The sequence below is a fragment of the Thermosipho sp. 1070 genome (genome assembly GCF_001682135.1).
Lineage (GTDB): Bacteria > Thermotogota > Thermotogae > Thermotogales > Fervidobacteriaceae > Thermosipho > Thermosipho affectus.
On sequence record NZ_CP007121.1, the window covers coordinates 1560849 to 1578236 of the forward strand.

17 protein-coding genes are annotated in these 17388 nt (G+C 29.9%); 8 read left to right on the forward strand and 9 right to left on the reverse strand.

Features of this window, described 5'->3' with window-relative positions:
• Nucleotides 1–44: 44 nt before the first annotated feature.
• From Y592_RS07995 to Y592_RS08025, 7 genes are read left to right on the forward strand one after another with little or no spacing between them, the layout of a single operon-like run.
• Nucleotides 45–476, forward strand: coding sequence for a PASTA domain-containing protein (locus tag Y592_RS07995; protein WP_232218183.1), 432 nt, complete (start codon nucleotides 45–47; stop codon nucleotides 474–476).
• Nucleotides 473–1339 carry a ribosome small subunit-dependent GTPase A gene (rsgA, locus tag Y592_RS08000; RefSeq protein WP_075666457.1) on the forward strand — a complete coding sequence of 289 codons (867 nt, stop codon included), beginning with the start codon at nucleotides 473–475 and terminating at the stop codon, nucleotides 1337–1339. The genes Y592_RS07995 and rsgA overlap by 4 nt, the downstream gene beginning before the upstream one ends.
• Complete coding sequence (locus Y592_RS08005; RefSeq protein WP_075666458.1) at nucleotides 1340–3013, forward strand: YgiQ family radical SAM protein; 1674 nt, start codon at nucleotides 1340–1342, stop codon at nucleotides 3011–3013.
• A 29-nt stretch (nucleotides 3014–3042) separates the two neighbouring features.
• A complete protein-coding gene (locus tag Y592_RS08010) occupies nucleotides 3043–4335 on the forward strand; it encodes a hemolysin family protein (protein ID WP_075666459.1) in 1293 nt (430 codons plus the stop codon).
• A complete protein-coding gene (gene cdd / locus Y592_RS08015) occupies nucleotides 4328–4717 on the forward strand; it encodes a cytidine deaminase (protein WP_075666460.1) in 390 nt (129 codons plus the stop codon). The genes Y592_RS08010 and cdd overlap by 8 nt, the downstream gene beginning before the upstream one ends.
• Nucleotides 4714–6237 (forward strand): AAA family ATPase, encoded by a 1524-nt coding sequence (locus Y592_RS08020; RefSeq protein WP_075666461.1) that lies wholly within the window; start codon nucleotides 4714–4716, stop codon nucleotides 6235–6237. The genes cdd and Y592_RS08020 overlap by 4 nt, the downstream gene beginning before the upstream one ends.
• 5 nt (nucleotides 6238–6242) lie before the next feature.
• Nucleotides 6243–6755, forward strand: a complete 513-nt coding sequence (locus Y592_RS08025; RefSeq protein ID WP_075666462.1) for a hypothetical protein — start codon at nucleotides 6243–6245, stop codon at nucleotides 6753–6755.
• Here Y592_RS08025 and ligA read toward each other — a convergent pair.
• Nucleotides 6738–8723: an NAD-dependent DNA ligase LigA gene (gene ligA / locus Y592_RS08030; protein WP_075666463.1), complete on the reverse strand. Its 1986-nt coding sequence runs from the start codon at nucleotides 8721–8723 to the stop codon at nucleotides 6738–6740. The two genes, Y592_RS08025 and ligA, sit on opposite strands and share 18 nt — an antisense overlap.
• 101 nt (nucleotides 8724–8824) lie before the next feature.
• Here ligA and Y592_RS08035 point away from each other — a divergent pair, with 101 nt between their 5' ends.
• Nucleotides 8825–9043: a hypothetical protein gene (locus Y592_RS08035; RefSeq protein WP_075666464.1), complete on the forward strand. Its 219-nt coding sequence runs from the start codon at nucleotides 8825–8827 to the stop codon at nucleotides 9041–9043.
• Nucleotides 9044–9046: 3 nt separating this feature from the next.
• On the opposite strand, the gene rnr is transcribed toward Y592_RS08035, so the two are convergent.
• The 8 genes from rnr to Y592_RS08075 are packed head-to-tail and all read right to left on the reverse strand — an operon-like array spanning nucleotide 9047 to nucleotide 17380.
• Nucleotides 9047–11161 carry a ribonuclease R gene (gene rnr / locus Y592_RS08040; RefSeq protein WP_075666465.1) on the reverse strand — a complete coding sequence of 705 codons (2115 nt, stop codon included), beginning with the start codon at nucleotides 11159–11161 and terminating at the stop codon, nucleotides 9047–9049.
• 4 nt (nucleotides 11162–11165) lie between these two features.
• Nucleotides 11166–12416, reverse strand: coding sequence for a 16S rRNA (cytosine(967)-C(5))-methyltransferase (locus tag Y592_RS08045; protein ID WP_075666466.1), 1251 nt, complete (start codon nucleotides 12414–12416; stop codon nucleotides 11166–11168).
• A complete protein-coding gene (locus tag Y592_RS08050) occupies nucleotides 12413–13105 on the reverse strand; it encodes a zinc metallopeptidase (RefSeq protein WP_075666467.1) in 693 nt (230 codons plus the stop codon). The genes Y592_RS08045 and Y592_RS08050 overlap by 4 nt, the downstream gene beginning before the upstream one ends.
• A 4-nt stretch (nucleotides 13106–13109) precedes the next feature.
• Nucleotides 13110–13769: a response regulator transcription factor gene (locus Y592_RS08055; RefSeq protein ID WP_075666468.1), complete on the reverse strand. Its 660-nt coding sequence runs from the start codon at nucleotides 13767–13769 to the stop codon at nucleotides 13110–13112.
• Nucleotides 13750–14466, reverse strand: a complete 717-nt coding sequence (gene rlmB, locus Y592_RS08060) for a 23S rRNA (guanosine(2251)-2'-O)-methyltransferase RlmB (RefSeq protein ID WP_075666469.1) — start codon at nucleotides 14464–14466, stop codon at nucleotides 13750–13752. The genes Y592_RS08055 and rlmB overlap by 20 nt, the downstream gene beginning before the upstream one ends.
• A complete protein-coding gene (gene mazG / locus Y592_RS08065; RefSeq protein WP_075666470.1) occupies nucleotides 14463–15218 on the reverse strand; it encodes a nucleoside triphosphate pyrophosphohydrolase in 756 nt (251 codons plus the stop codon). Before mazG ends, rlmB begins: the two co-directional genes overlap by 4 nt.
• Entirely contained in the window at nucleotides 15202–16176 is a 975-nt protein-coding gene (locus Y592_RS08070) for an AI-2E family transporter (RefSeq protein ID WP_075666471.1), read from the reverse strand. The genes mazG and Y592_RS08070 overlap by 17 nt, the downstream gene beginning before the upstream one ends.
• Nucleotides 16166–17380 (reverse strand): hypothetical protein, encoded by a 1215-nt coding sequence (locus Y592_RS08075; protein WP_075666472.1) that lies wholly within the window; start codon nucleotides 17378–17380, stop codon nucleotides 16166–16168. Before Y592_RS08075 ends, Y592_RS08070 begins: the two co-directional genes overlap by 11 nt.
• Between the last annotated feature and the right edge of the window lie 8 nt (nucleotides 17381–17388).

Here is a 17388-nt window from a genome sequence, read left to right on the forward strand (position 1 = left end):
TAAAATCTTTGATAATATTTTTATTTGGAATCTATTTTGGGGCGTTGGCATTTATAGGTATAAATTATTATTTCCAAAGAACAAATTTCTTGACGTTTTCAATTGATGAGTTGAAGGGTAAAAAAATTGAAGATATAGAAAAAGATCTAAGTAGTTCTGGATTTAAGGTGGAGTTTTTTAACAAAGGACAAATTGTTGATATTATTCCAAAGTTTAGTGTGTTAAAAAAGGGAAGAACTATAAAAATAATATTGAGAGATGAAAAATTTAAATTACCTAATTTGTATGGTGTTTTTTATCTTGAAGGTATAAGCTTTTTGAAAAAACGTGGAGTTGATGTTGAAATAGTAAAAATAAAATTTCCTGGCCCAGATGGAAGGATATTGGCATCTTACCCAAGTTTTGGAAGTGAGATTTCTGAGAATTCCAAAATAAGATTATTAGTTGATTTTGGTGAAACAGGAGGTATGGAATGAGAAAAAAAGGTTTGGTATTAAAATTTATGTCAAATATGGCGTTGGTTGAAGATATAGAAACAGGGAAAGTATTTATTTGTAAGCTTAGGGGAAAATTTAAGGAACAAGGAATTAGGCCAATAGTTGGTGATTTTGTAGAATATCGCCATATAGTAGGTAATGAAGGGGTTGTAGAAAACATTTTAAATAGGAAGAACGAATTAAAACGTCCAAGGATTGCAAATATTGATCAAGTAGTGATTGTTACTTCTTTAAAAAGACCTGAAGTGCCTCTAAAAATATTGGATAGGTACTTAGTTTTGGTAGAAAATGTAAAAATACCCGCTGTCATTGTTTTAAATAAATGTGATTTGTTAAGTAGAGAGGAAATTGATGTGTTTTTAAGTATTTATAGTAAAATGTATCCTGTTTTTTTGGTGAGTGCTAAAAATAGAATGGGAATTGATAAGCTTGTAGAAGTCTTTAAAGATAAAGTGTCTACTATGGCAGGTATGTCTGGGGTAGGAAAGAGTAGTATATTAAACGCTATTAATCCTGGTTTATCGTTAAAAGTAGGTGAAATTTCAAAAAAGTTAGATAGAGGTAAACATACAACTACTGTTATTGAATTGTTGAAATTTGATTTTGGTGGATGGATTGCCGATACACCTGGATTTGCCAGTTTAGATATTAGTGAAGTTGAAAGTGAAGAACTTAAAAATTATTTCCCGGAATTTAGTAATTTTTTATGTTTGTATCCTGATTGTAATCATATACACGAACCAGAATGTGGAATCAAAAGAGCAGTTGAAGATGGATTAATTGCAAAGTCACGATATGAAAGTTATTTTGAAATGTTTCATGAGCTTTTGGAGGGAAATTAAATGTTTTTACCCACTACAAAATATGATATGGAAAAATTAGGGTGGAAATATTTAGATATAATATTAATTACGGGGGATGCCTATATTGATCATCCCTCAATAGGTGTTTCTTTGTTGGGGCGTTATCTTGTTTCAAAGGGATTTAAAGTAGGGATTATTGGGCAACCTGACGTAAAGGATGATAGAGATGTGACGAGGTTGGGAAGACCTCGTTTATTTTTTGGGATAACCGGTGGAAATGTTGATTCAATGGTTGCAAATTATACGGCATCTATGAAGAAAAGAAAAAAAGATGATTATACTCCAGAAAAACTTGGCAATAAAAGACCAGATAGAGCGGTAATAGTGTATTCAAATTTAGTTAGAAGGTTTTTTAAGGGCGTGCCAATTGTAATTGGTGGTATTGAAGCAAGTTTAAGAAGATTTGCACATTATGACTGGTGGTCTGATAAACTTAGAAAATCTATATTGTTAGATGCAAAAGCGGATCTTTTGGTATACGGAATGGGCGAAAAGGCGATTTTGGAGATTGCAAAGTGTTTGCAAAAATATGGGGATACAAGTAAATGTAACGATATCAGGGGGGTAGTTTGGTGGACGTCAAAAAGGGTTGAAAAAGCAATTGAAATTTCCTCTTATGAGGAAATATTGAATGATAAATTGAAATATAATGAGGCATTTAAAAAGATTAGTTTTTTAACTGATCCAAATAGGGATATTTTAATTGTTCAAAAGCAAGACAATAGATATGTTGTGCAAAATCCACCTCAGTTTCCTTTAGATAGAAATGAATTTGATAATTTGTATTTGTTACCTTTTGAAAGGGAAGTTCATCCTTTTTATTTAAAGAATGGGAAGGTCAAAGCTATTGAAACAGTTAGATTTTCCATTACTACTGTTAGAGGTTGTTATGGTATGTGTGCATTTTGCGCACTAACCCAGCATCAAACAACGCATGTTATTTCTAGAAGTAAAGAGTCAATTTTGGAAGAGGTGAAGATTTTAAGAAAAATGAAAAATTTTAGGGGAACAATTTTTGATGTTGGTGGTCCTACAGCAAATATGTATGGAGCTCAGTGTAATATTCGTGCTTTAAAAGGACAGTGTAATAGATTTTGTCTTTTTAAGGAACCTTGTAAAAACTCATTAGTTGATCATAGTAAATTGTTGGATTTGTTATATACTATAAAAGAGGTAGATGGAGTGAAAAATGTTTTTATTTCATCTGGAATAAGACATGATTTGGTTTTGGAAGATAAAAAATACGGTGAAATTTTTATTAGGGAGCTTCCAAAATTCACCCCCGGGCAATTGAAGCTGGCACCGGAACACTCTCATGAAAATGTTTTAAAGATTATGAGAAAACCGAATATTAATAAGTTTTTGGAATTTAAAAGGAAATATGAAAGTAACTCCAAGAAAAAATATGTAGTTGCTTATTTTATTGTTGGTCATCCTGGAGAATCTTTTAAAGAAAATAGTCATTTGAAAAGATTTATTAGAGAAAAATTGGGATATAGACCTCAGCAAATTCAAATCTTTACACCTACACCTGGTACCTTAAGCACGGCTATATATTTTACTGGTGTTGATCCGTATACAAATGAAAAAATATTTGTTGAAAGGAAATTGAGTAAACGTAATCAGATGAAGAAAAATATTATTCACATGTGATATAATCTTTTGTGGAGGTGGGTTATAGAATGGAAGATCCTTTAAGTTATTTTTGGTCATTTATATTTTTGATATTTTTGTTGTATTTGTCGTCTGTTTTTTCGGCTTCAGAAACAGCTTTAACATCTGTAAGTAGATTGAAATTAAGAGAGTCTTTGAGAAAAGGTGATATGAAAGAGGAAGAAAATGAATTACATCTTTTTAATAAGTTACTTACCGTTATTTTGATTATGAATAATTTGGTAAATATTTTGGCTTCATCCGTTGCAACTTTGTTGGTTGTTGGTCTATTTGAAAATATACTTCCGAGTAGTGTTTCTGCACTTTTAAGTACTTTAGTCTTAACCTTTTTTATACTTATCTTTGGTGAAATTACTCCTAAGATATACGCACGACAAAACAATGAGAAAATTTTTAATAAGATGATTAAAGTGCTTTTATTCCTTTCAAAAGTTTTTTCTCCTATAATTAAAATGTTAGTGGGAATTTCAAATTTTGTTATAAAGTTAATTGGTGGAAAATTGGTAGAAGAAGCGCCGTTTATTACAACTGAAGATATTTTAATGTATGTGGAAGTTGGAATGGAAGAAGGAACTTTACGCCATGAGGAAAGTTTTATGTTAAAAAGGACTTTGGAAATGGAAGAGTCAATGGTTAAAGAAATTATGATTCCCCGAGTGGATATCATAGCAATTGAGGAATCTGAGACATTGGATAAAGTAATGGGGATTATAAAGGAAGAAGAATATTCAAGAATTCCTGTTTATAAAGAAACTATAGATAATATTGTGGGAATTTGTTATGCAAAGGATGTTCTTGTTTTTATTAGTGAGAGAGGAACGGATGTTTCAACCAAAGTAAAAGTAAAAGAACTTATGAGGGAACCTTTGTTTGTTCCAGAAACAATGAAAGTTTCTGAACTTTTGAAAATTTTTAAGGAACAAAAAATACATATGGCAATAGTGGTAGATGAGTATGGAGGAACAGCAGGTCTTGTAACGATGGAAGATATATTGGAAGAAATTTTTGGTGAAATAATGGATGAATATGATCAAAATGAAAATATTGGTATAAAAAGGCTTGAAAATGGGACATATATAGTTGATGCGACAGTGCCAATAAATGATTTGGAAAGGGAATTGGGTGTTGACTTTCCTGAAACGGATTACGAAACACTGGCCGGTTATATATTAGAGCATCTTCAAAGAATTCCAAAGGTTGGTGAAGAAATTCTTATTGATGATTTTTCGTTTAAGATTATTGCAGCATCTAAGAACCGAATTGAAAAAGTTTTAGTAAAGGTGGTGGAAAAAAATGAGTAATAAGTTAATTGCATTGGCAAAAGATGCAATGAAAAGAGCTTATGCACCTTATTCCAGTTTTAAGGTAGGAGCGGCACTGTTGACAAAAACTGGTAAAGTCTTTACGGGTTCAAATGTGGAAAACGCTTCTTATGGATTAACGTGTTGCGCTGAGCGTATAGCCATTTTTAAAGCTGTAAGTGAAGGTGAAAAAGAATTTGATACATTAGTTGTAGTTGGAGATACAGAAGATCCAATATCACCATGTGGTGCTTGTAGACAGGTTATGGCTGAATTTGGAGACTTCAAAGTTATTTTAGTTGGAAAAAATGGTGCAGTAAAGGAAACAACTGTGGGGGAATTGTTGCCCGATTATTTTAAAAAGGAGCATTTGAACAAATGAACAGGGCACAGATTGTCTCCATGCATTTACATGATTATTTGTATTTTAGAGATATTGATATATTTTTTGATTCAGGACTGAATGTTATAACTGGAGAGACTGGTGTTGGAAAAAGTTTAATATTAGATGTATTTGGGATTTTGTTGGGGATTGCTAATGGAAGAGTGGATAGTTATAACGCAGAGATGGTAATGGATATTCCTGTAGATTATCCTGAATATGACGTTTTTTCCGGAGAGAATGTTTTTTCTATAACAAAGAAAGGGAATAGAACTGTTTTTAAAATTAATGGGAAAGTTTTTCCAAAAAAGATTGTAAGTAAATTACTCTCGGAATTTATAACTTTGCACAGACAAAATTCACATATAAAGATTTTAGAACCAAATTTTATTTTAAACTTTCTGGATGAAACTTCAAATAATTTTGAAGATTTGAAGAAATATAGAGAGTATTTTGAAAGATATAAAAAAATTCGAAAATTATTAACCGAAGAATCGTTAAGTGATTTAAGGGAAAACTTGGCGGAATTAGAAGAAAAAATAATTGAAATTGAAAAGATTAGTCCCTCAATAGAAGAAGAAGAGAAGTTGAAGAGAGAATATGATATTGCTTTGAAAGCACAAGAAACTATTGAAAAGTATAATTATATATTAAATTCAAGTGAGGAAATTACGGAAAAGCTCTGGGAAATAAAAAAGATGTTGAATGAAAAACATGAAGAATCTTTGAATACCGCGTTAGATATAATAGAAACTTTAAAGTTGGATTTGCAGAAAGAAATTGATGAAATAGAAAGCTACGATATAAAGGAACTGGAAGAAAGAATATGGGATTATAACCTTTTAAAGAGAAAGTATGGACCTACAATAGAAGATGTAATAGATAATTATGAGAACTTTATAAAAGATTCTAAAAAATTAAAAGAAAGAATTAAAATTTTAGAAAATTCAAATAATGAACTTGAGCAAGTTTTAAATAAAATGAGGAAATATGCAAGTTTGTTGTCGGAAAGTAGAAAAAATGCTGCAAAGAAAGTTTTGGAAAGGTTTTATAGACATTCAAGAGATTTGAATTTGTCTTTTGAATTGAAATTTCAATTTGAAAATGTGGATTTTAATTATTTTGGAATGGATAAAGTAGAATTACTCGGTAGTGCAATAAAGGAAGAAAAATTAAAACCGGTAAAGAATATAGCATCGGGTGGAGAGTTATCAAGACTTATGCTTGCTTTGGAACTTTCCGTTGTTTCAGATGGGATTTTGATTTTTGACGAAATTGATGCGGGAATTAGTGGTATTACTGGGAATAAACTTGCAGAAAAGTTGAAAGAAGTTTCTAAAAATTATCAAGTAATTGTAGTGACGCACTTACCACAAGTTGCAATTAAGGCTGATAAACACTTTGTTGTGAATAAAACAGATAACGGAGGAGAAGTTTGTGAATTGGATGAAGAAAAAAGAGCGCAAGAGATAAAAAGAATGTTAGGTTCCGATACTGTTTTAAAGTTTATTGAGGAGTGATGTTCGTGAAGAAAGTATTTATTTTATTTTTTCTACTTTTATTGTTTTTTGGGTGTAATAATACCGATGAAAATTGTATTCTTATTGGAAAAAATAAAATTTGTCTACAACCTAATGATGAAATTATCAGTATAAATACAGGATATTATAATGTTTTACTTAAGAATGGTGACTTGTTATATTTTGAAGGAATTTCTCAAACTGGTGGGATTGATTTGGAAAAAGCATTAATTTTGGCTAGAATAGATGCAGCTTTAAAAATGAAAGATTTTTTAGGAATAGATATTAAGTCGGAAAACGGAGAAATTACCTTAAATTATGGTGATATAAAGCATCTATCGTATGACTTGATCTATCTTTTGAATAGATCTTTGGAATATATTGTTTTTAGGAGAAATCGCGGAAATTTTTATGAAATACATACAATTTTATTTTTTATTCCATCTTTAAAGAGATTTGTCCCTATATATGAGGATGATTTTTCAAGAAAGATTTGGAAATTAAGTAATCATTTTTAGAAAGTCTTCTTCCGATAGAATTTTTACACCTAATTGTTGTGCTTTTTTCAACTTTGAGCCTGGATTTTCACCAACTATTAGGTAGTTTGTTTTGGTACTTATGGAATTTGATACTTTGCCACCGTTTAATTCTATTAGTTCTATAGCTTTATCTCTTGAGAGAGAGTTTAATTTACCTGTAATTACAAATGTTAGTCCTTTTAATATATCCGATTTTTTCATTTCCTTTTTTTCAAGATTTACTCCAGCCTTTTTCAATTTTTCAATAATTTCTTTTGTTTTTTCGTTTTTGAAATAATTTATTATACTTTTGGCAATTTCAGGACCTATATTTTCAATTTCAACTAGTTCTTCATAGGAAGCATTGGATAGGTTTTCTAAGCTTTTAAATCTTTTTGCTAGTATTTTTGCAGTTTTTTCACCAACTAATGGTATGCCAAGACCAATAATAACTCTGTTTAGTGGAGTATGTTTTGCTTTATTTATTTGTTCTAGAATTTTTGCGATGGATTTTTGACCTAATCCGCTTATTTGTGCTAGCTCAAAGGGAGTTAGGTAAAATATATCGGCTACATCATCTACCAATTTTGCGTCAACTATTTTATCGATAATTTTTTCACCGATACCAGAAATATCAAAAGCAGATTTAGATACAAATATTTCTAAATGTCTTTTAAGTTTCTGAGGACAATGTGGATTGAGACATCTAATGGCGGTTTCATCATCAGATAATTTTCCAATTTCGCCATTGCAAATGGGACATTTTTTTGGAATTTCAATATCTTTTTCGGAACCTGTTCTTTTTTCTTTGATTATGTTTACAACTTGTGGAATTATACCTCCCGCTTTTTCAACGAGGACGTGATCACCGATTTTAATGTCTTTTTCTTTTATGTAATCAAAGTTATGTAATGATGCACGTTTTACGATACTGCCATCTAAATCTATTGGTTCAAAGATTGCAACAGGAGTAATAACTCCGCTTCTTCCAACATTTAATTCTACGTCTAATATTTTTGTTTCTTTTTGAATAGCAGGGAATTTAAAAGCAATAGCCCATCTTGGTGATTTTGTGGTTTCTCCCAAAATTTTTTGATACTCAAAGTTATTAACCTTTATTACCAATCCATCGATCCAATAATCTAATTTTTTCCTACCATCGGTCCATTTTTTCCAAAAATTTACAACACATTCTATATCTTGGCACAGTTTTGAGTGCGGATTAACTTTAAACCCTATTTCTTTCAAGAAGTTTAAAGCTTCCCATTGAGTAGTTAATCCGTATTTTTCAGGATTTACTATATGATAAATAAATGAATCAAGGTTTCTTCTTGCAACAATTGAAGAATTCAATTGGCGAATTGTCCCAGCTGCTGCATTACGTGGATTTGCAAAAGGTTGTAAGCCTTCTTTTTCGGCTAATTTGTTGTATTTTTCAAATTCTTTAATAGGCATATAAATCTCGCCTCGAACTTCTATATCAATATTTTTGAATAATCGCAAAGGTATTGATTTTATTTTTTTTACATTTTCTGAAATGTCATCGCCAATTATTCCATTGCCACGACTGATTGCAGTTTTAAAATATCCATTTTCATACCTTATTGCAACGGAGATACCATCTATTTTTAATTCACATACATATTGTACTATGTTTGTCTTTAACATTTTTTTTATTCTATTATCAAATTCTCTCATTTCTAGTTCGTTGTATGTATTGTCTAAACTTAGCATGGGAATTGAATGTTCCACTTTTTTAAATCCTTGAATTAATCCTCCTCCCACTTTTTGTGTTGGAGAATTTGATGAATAGTATTCCGGATATTTTTTTTCCAGATCTATTAATTTTTTTAAAAGTTTATCGTATTCTTCATCACTTATTACCGGATTAGCCAAAACATAATATCTGTAATTATGATATTCAATTTCTTTTCGTAATTTTTCAATTTCATCTTTGATTTTATCCATATTACTTTCCTCCAAATTATTTTTGTAAATTTGCAAAAAATTTGATTGTATGATAAAATATTTTTCGGTAATTAATATATTTTTTTGGGGGAGGTATAAATATGATAAACTTTCTTGCTATTTTAGGTGTTATATTTTTAATAATTTTAGGGATTTTATTTTTTCCGTTTTTATCCCCTATTTTATCTATAGTTCTTGGGGTTCTTTTAATTGTTTTGATTTTTATTGGATTAGTAACAATAGTACTTCCAGTAGTTCTTGTCTTAATAGCAATCGCTCTTATTGTAAAAGGTGTCAGATATTTAACAAACAAAAGGTGAGGCTTATGCCTCACTTATTTCAAAATCAATCTGCATTCTAGTTTTGTTAGCATTTACAACTTTTGCCCTTAATTTATCTCCTATTTTGTACACTTTTCCTGTATGTTGACCAATTAAGATACTTTTTTCGGGATCATATAAGAAATAATCATCCAGTGTAGAAACATGAATTAATCCTGATATGTTTTTATCTATTATTTCTACGAACATTCCAAATTTTGTGACGGAAGTTACAACTACATCGAAAACTTCACCAATGTGATTTGATATATAGTCAATTTTTTTCAAGGCAATATAATCCCACTCAGCTTCATCTGCTATTCTCTCTCTTTTACTTGAATGTATGGCAACTTTTGATAGCTTCTCATTTAATTTTTTGAGTTGCTTTTTTGATATTTTTTTGTTGTCAGTTAAGAATTTTTTAATAAGTCTGTGGACAATAAGATCTGGATATCTCCTTATCGGAGAGGTAAAATGTGTGTATGCATATGAGGCAAGTCCAAAATGTCCAATGTTTGTAGCTGAATAGATTGCACGTTTCATTGAACGGACAAGGAGTTTTTCTATACTCCCCCTTAATGGATGTCCTTCGGTTTTTTCGAGTAATGTTTGTAATACTTTGGGTTGTATCTTTTTTGGAACTTTAAATTCTATCCCTAAAGCTGCTAAATAATTTTTTAATTGGATAATTGTATCTGGATCAGGTTGTTCATGTACTCTATATACAAATGGCAAATCAAGATGATGAAAAATTTCTGCGATGGTTTCATTTGCTTTTATCATAAATTCTTCTATGATAACTTCTGCTTCTCCCCTTTTCCTTGGGATAATATCAACTGCGTGCCCTTTTTCATCTAGAATAATCTTAACTTCTCCACCTTCTATGTCTAAAATTGCCCCTCTTTCTTTTCGAGCTTTTCTTAAAATATCTTTTAATTCTTTCATTAGCAATAATTCTTTTCTTAAGTCTCCAATTTTTTTTATTGCTTCTTCTTTTCCTTCGAAAAGAGCGTTTACATCGTCGTATACAAGTCTTCTATTGCTTCTTATTACTCCTTTTGTAACTTCAAAATCAACTACTTTACCATCTTTGTTGATTTCCATTGTTAACGACATTACCAAACGATCTTCGCCTTGGACCAAACTACAAATTCCATGTGATAATTTAAAAGGTAACATTGGAATGACTCTATCGATTAAATAAATACTTGTTCCGCGTTTAAACGCTTCTTTGTCTAGAAAGCTATCTTCTTTTACATAGTGTGAAACATCTGCAATATGTACTCCAAGTAGGTAGTTTCCATTTTTTAATTTTTTTACACTTACAGCATCATCAAAATCCTTTGCATCTGGTCCATCAATTGTTACTACTAATTCATTTCTAAAATCTTTTCTATTTTTAATGTCTCTTGAAAAGACTTTATCAGGAATTTTTGATGCTTCTTGCATAACTTCGTTTGGAAAAGATATATTTATGTCATGTTTTACGATTACAGTTGGAAAATCAGTTGCAGGATCATCGGCATAACCTAATACTTCTACAATTTTTGCAACGGGATTTTTCGTAGGGGTAGGATATTTTAAAATCTTTCCTACTACTTTTTGACCAGGTTTTGCATTATTAAAAAATTCTATGGGGATATAAAAATCATATTGAATTTTTGGATCATCTGGGATTAAAAATGCAGCTCTTCCAATAGGTTGAAATGTTCCCACTACCTTTTTTAACCCGTGATCAATTATTTTTATTACTCTTCCTTCAGGTATGTCATACCATTTTCCCTCTATTTCTACTATTACCTTGTCTTTATGTATAGCTCTCCCTGCTTTTTCGGCGGGAATAGCAATTTCTTCTCCAGATTCTGTCCAAACAAATGCCATTGTACCATTTCTTGTGAATTCTATAGTACCAATAACCATATTTTTGCTTATTGGTTTGTATCTTCCTTTACTGTCTTTGAATAATTTTCCTTCGTATAAAAGATCATTTAGTATTTTTCTTAGTTCTTTTTTTTCGGTTTTATTTTTTAAGCCTAGTGCTTTATATAATTCTTTTTGAAGCATAGGTTTATAATTTTTTGAATTGATAAAATTTAATACTTTTCTTTTGGTAATCATTTCTTCACTCCTTTATTTTTCTAATGATTGAAACATAAAATGGTGTTAGAGTTTCATCTGGATAAAATAGCGCTCCATAGCCATCCCATATATATTTTATACCAAATTGTTCTAATTGGTTTCTTATATCCAAAAATTCACCGAGAGATTTTAGTTGATTTACAGTGTTTTTGTTTTCCTCGATAGTTACTGTACATGTAGAATAAACCATTAATCCATGTTTTTTTAGATTTTTCCATAAATTTGATATGATCTTTTGTTGAATTTTGGAAAGTTTCTGGAAATTTTCCTTAGATTGTCTTCTTAAAACCTCTGGATTTCTTCTTGCTGTTCCTAGACTGCTGCAGGGTACATCAACAAAGATTTTATCAAAAAAGTCATTTAATTTTATTTTTTGAGCATCGTAATTTAAGATTTTTTTTGGTTTTAAATTTAATCTTTTGAATTGTTCTTCTAGGATTTTTATCCTTTCTTTTTCGATATCGTTTACATATAAGTTTACATCTTGCAGTTCTAAAATATGTGTGGCTTTTCCACCTGGAGCAGCACATGCATCTAAAACATATTCATCTTTTTTGAAGTCTACAAGTAAAGGTATTATCTGTGATGATTCACTTTGATATGTAATTAGACCTTTTTTGTATTCTTCAAATTCCCATGGATTTTTTTCAATTTTTTCAAAGACTATTCCTACAGGAGAATGGGAGGTAAATGATGAATTGCTTATTTTTATATTGTCTCTTTCTATCTTTCTAATATTTACCCTTGCAGTAGTTTTGAGGGGGGTTTGATTTAATTCTAACATTTTAATTATATAATCTGTTGGCAAAAAGCTTTTCCAATATTCAACTAACCATTTTGGATGGGAGAATTTTAAGTGTATTTCTTTTGGTTCTATATATCCAATTTTTGATATTTTTCTTAAAACAGCGTTGACAAGTCCTTTGAATGACTTTTTTTCAACTAAATCCACCATTTCATTTACAATTAAATAATTTGGTTTATTTGTGAATAATATTTGAAAAGTTCCCATTCTTAAGATAGTTCGAATTGACGGAGGTATCTCTTTGTTTTTCAAAAAAGAATTTATTATCCAATCTAGATAATCTTGATATCTTAAAACGCCAAATATCAAGTTTTTAAAAAAAGCTTTCTCCTCCACATAGGAGAAAGCACTATAAAATTCAGTGGAGAATATTCCGGACTTAAACTTTTTTCTTAATAGTCTGTATGCAATGATTAAATCACTTTTCAATCTCTGTTTCCTCCTAGAAATCCTGCAATTAGCAACATTCTTAAAAGTTGTAAGAATGCCATTAGCGTACTTGCAACATAAGTCATAGCTGCTGCACCTAGTACACTTTTTACACCAGATAGTTCATTTTTTGGCATCATTAAGTTGTTTTCCAAAATCTTAACGGCCCTTCTGCTTGCGTCAAATTCTACAGGAAGAGTAATTAATGAGAATATAACCGCTAATGAGAATAAAAGAATTCCAATTCTTACCAATGCCATATTCATAAAGATAAATCCAAGTATAAATAAGATCCATGAAAGATTTGAAGAAAAGGATACAACTGGAGCAATACTATTTCTCAAAATTAATGGCACATATTTTCTTGCGTGTTGGATTGCATGACCAATTTCATGTGCAACTACTCCGAGTGCAGCTACAGAATTTGAATTGTATGTAGCATCGGATAGTCTAACAACTTTTTTTATTGGATCATAGTGATCTGTTAAATTTCCAGGAACTCTTTCTACTTTTACATTATAAATCCCTGAAGATTCCAACATAAATTTTGCAAGTTCAGCACCTGTCATATTTAGGCTAGATGGAATTCTAGAGTATTTTGAAAATCTTTCTTGAACGTACATTTGCGCAATAAGTGCTAAAAGGATACCAGGTATTAGAATTATAAAGGTTGGGTCAAAGAAAAACACCTTTTCACCTCCAATTTATTGTATAGCCCACTCCTCTAATAGTTTTTATTAAATCCGGTGAGATTTTTTTTCTTAGATAGTTTATATATACTTCAACTATATTTTCAGAACCTTCATACGAAATTCCCCAAACTGCGTTTAAAATTTCTTCTTTTGAAACTGTCCTATTTGAATTTTTAACAAGATAAAAAAGTAAATCAAACTCTGTTTTAGAAAGATTTACAGGTTTTGATTTGTGTAATACTTCTCGTTTTTGTAAGTTTATTTTTAGTTCTCCTATTTTAATTTCTTTTTCAAAAGTTATTCCTTTTCTCCTTGCAAGTGCTTTGGTTCTTGCAAACAATTCTTCAAAATCGAAAGGTTTTACTACATAATCGTCTGCACCACTTTCAAATCCTTCTAATTTATCTTTTTTTTGAGAAAGAGCTGTTAGCATTATTATACCAGCTGTTGGATCCATTTTTCTTATTTTTTTGGCAACTTCTGTACCATCTATATCTGGCAGCATAACATCCAAAATTACGACATCAGGTTTGAATTTATCATACAAAAGTATGGCATCTTCACCAAATTCACAAGTTTTAACTGTACAATTTTCGTGTTTATATTCTAATTCTAATAATCTTCTTAATTTCTCATCATCTTCAACTATTAATATCTTCATTTTTTCTAAACACCTCGTATAATAATATTCCAGCACTTACAGATACATTTAAAGATTCTACTTTATTTTTCATGGGAATTGAAATTAAATCGTCGCATTTATTTTTTACATTTTCTCTAATGCCACTTCCTTCGTTTCCCAATACTAAAGCTACGGGTTTTTTTAGATCTACTTTATGATACGCTTTTCCTTCCATTGCAGCACCATATACCCATACACCTAACTTTTTTATTTTTTCTATAAATCTTGAAAGGTTTGTTACTTGAACTATATTTGTTTTAAATATTGTTCCTACAGAAACTTTCACAACAGCTGGTGTTACCTTTACTGAGTTGTTTTTTGGTATTACTATTGCATCAACACCAGTTGCAACAGAAGTCCTAATGATTGCACCAAAATTATGTGGATCTTGTATTTGATCTAGAATAACAATAAATGGGTTGGTTATTTCTTCGATTATTAATTCATCTTTATATTCAAACTTCCCAATGTCGATTACAACCCCTTGGTGTTTTTTTTCATTTGAAATCCTTTCTAGTATTTTATCATTAGCTATTGTATATGGCATGTTTCTTTGTTTGACACTTTCGATTAATTTTTCTAAATCTCTTGATTTTGAATTTGAAAAGTAAACCATTTTTACAGATACATCATTTTCCAATATTTCTTTTAGAACATTTCTACCATACACTTTCACTTTTTTGACTCCTTCCAATATTGTTCTAGTTCGTTAATTGATAGATCTTCCATTCTTCCTCCATCCTTTTCGATTAATTCTTCCATCTTTTTAAACCTATTTACAAATTTTTGTGTTGCGTTTCTTAATGAGACTTCTGGATCAACTTTTAAAAATCTTGAAAGATTTACTATTGAAAATAATAAATCACCAAATTCTTCTTCTATTTCATTTGCGTTTTTGGAGTTTTTAAGTTCTTCAAGTTCTTCGTATACTTTTTCGTATACATCTTCTATGTTATCCCAGTCAAAACCAACGTTTGCAGCGTTTTCTTGTATTCTTCTTGCAAGCGAAAGGGCAGGAAGTGATTTGTTTACTTTTCCAATTTTTGAGAAGTGTTTTTCTCCCTTTTCAAGTGCTTTTATTTTTTCCCAGCGTTCATATGAAAAATCTTTTTCGTTTCCAAAGACATGTGGATGTCTTCTAATTAATTTGTTAATCAAAGTGTTGATTATATCTTCGATTGTAAATTCTTTTTTTTCTTTTCCAATTTGTGCATGAAAGATTACTTGTAAGAGAATATCCCCTAATTCCTCAACCATATTTTTGTAATTTTGATTTTTAACTTCTTCAACAAATTCATAGGTTTCTTCGATTAAATACGGAATTAGCGATTCATGAGTCTGTTTTCTATCCCACGAACAACCATTTTCTCCCCTAAGGGTTTCCATAATTTGGAGTAATTCTTCAAACTTTTCACCTATTTTTCCCATAATTACCTCCCAAAATGTATTCAAGCCAATATCTTTTTATAAACAAAAGAGAAGGAATAGCTATTAGGATTCCTATGAATCCAAGTATATCCCCAAAAATGAGCAGAGAAATTATTAATATAAACCAATGTATGTTAAAATTCTCGCTTTGGATTTTTGGGGCAAATACCCAACTTTCCAATTGATTTGCCAATGCCAAAATTAAGATACTAATTATTATACCTTTTATACCTAATGATGAATATCCAAGCATTAACATGGGAATTGATACAATTACAACTCCTAGAAACGGTATAAAATCCGTTATAAATGAAATTACTCCAAGAAAAAACGCTCCCTTAATTTTAAAGACCCATGCAAGAATTCCAACTATAAGTCCTACAAGCATTGCAATAATTACCTGTCCACTTACAAATTTTTCAAAGTCTTTGTAAAATTTCTTTATAAAATTGTATCCTTTTTCTGGATCTTTTATGAAAAAATTTTTTACGCGTTTTTTTAAATATTCTTTTAAATTTGCAACTGCAACTGTGGTGGTTGTTATTAAAATTACCATTGTTATTAAAGATGGAGTAAAACTGATGATTTTATTAAAAATATTTAACGCGAAATTTGAAATTTGTCGATTAGAGTTGTTTATAAAATCTAGGAGCCATTTCGGAAGTGTTGTATTGTTTGGAATAGAAAGTTTGGTTAATTCTGAAAATATTTTTTTCCCTTCTAAGAAGATTATTGGAAAAAAATTTATAGAAGAGTAAAAAATCAAAGATAAGAGTAATGAGTATGAGATAACCTTTGAAAGTTTTGGATTCAACTTTCTTGAAAGATATTTTGCAGGAACGTCAAGTACAATAGAAATATAAAAACCAATTACTACTGCTCCTAAAACAAATGGTGAAATTTTTAATATGATTAGGAATATAACAAAATAAAATAAGAGTATAAAACTATCTAACATCTTTTTCACCATCTTTTTTTTTGAATTTGTTAAGAAATTTATTGATAATTGATTCTTTTTGATTTATTTTAGAGACATGTGTAAATTTATTTTGCTTATCTTTTAAAAATTTGACAAATAGGTTTAAGATTGCTCGATTAGCATCTACTTCTGGATAAAGTATTCTTCCAATACCTTCGATTGCATTTTCTAAAGTAGTGTCAATGTTAGATAAAATTTCTTTTTTTAATACAAGAGTTCTGTTTTTGACATGATACTTTTTATTCTTTGTTTCCAACATATTTGTTGATATTTTTATTTCTAATTCTACTGCTAAGTCTTTGAGTAGGTTTTCGACTATTTTTAAGTTTTCTTTTTCTACATCGGTTAGCTGATCTTTATTTATGTAAGCAAATTCAAAATTTTTTGAGTATTTTTCAAGAAAAACATTAATAGTGTTTATATTTTTTCCTAAAAAATCTTTTTCACTTTCTACTATATCTTTTATATTTTGCGAAATATAAACTGGTTTATAGCCACTTTCAATTGCCGTATCTATTAAGTAATAATATTTTACATAGTCACTCTTTGTTATAAACAAGTATTTGTTGAGGGCATTAAGCAATTTTACCGCGTGTAATTGTACATCTTTCCAGTTTATCTCATCATGTGCTTGCCCTCCATCAAGTTTTTCCAAATCTTTTGCAAGATACATTGCAATTTCCGCTTTTTCACAATTTAATAAGATAGTCTTTATCTTATGAACATACGCTGTTCTTTTAAATGGCAATTCTAATTTTTCGATTTTTTTTATAATAGTTTTTGTTGGTTTTTTTATATTATAGCTAAATAGAAAATTCTTTTCTGTGGCAACTAAAAAGCCGTTTATATAAATTTTTGAATTGTTATTTTCGTTTAGAAAGACTTCACCTTCGTTGTTTGACTCTAGTACCGTTACGTTATTTAAAAACATAGATTTTAACTTGTCGAGCGATTCATCTGGAATATTATAAAATAAAATTGTTGCATTTTCAATTACAGGAGAATCAATCTTATTATCTGCTTTTAATATTTTAAAATCGACATCTTTAAGAAATTTAGTAACTATGCGATCTGCAGAGAATAGTATTTCATTTTTGTTAAATTTAATTTTGTATTTTGAGATTATAGCAAGGTTTGCAAGTGAGAATACAAGCGACTTTTCTGTTTTGGAAAAATCAAACATAAAATCCC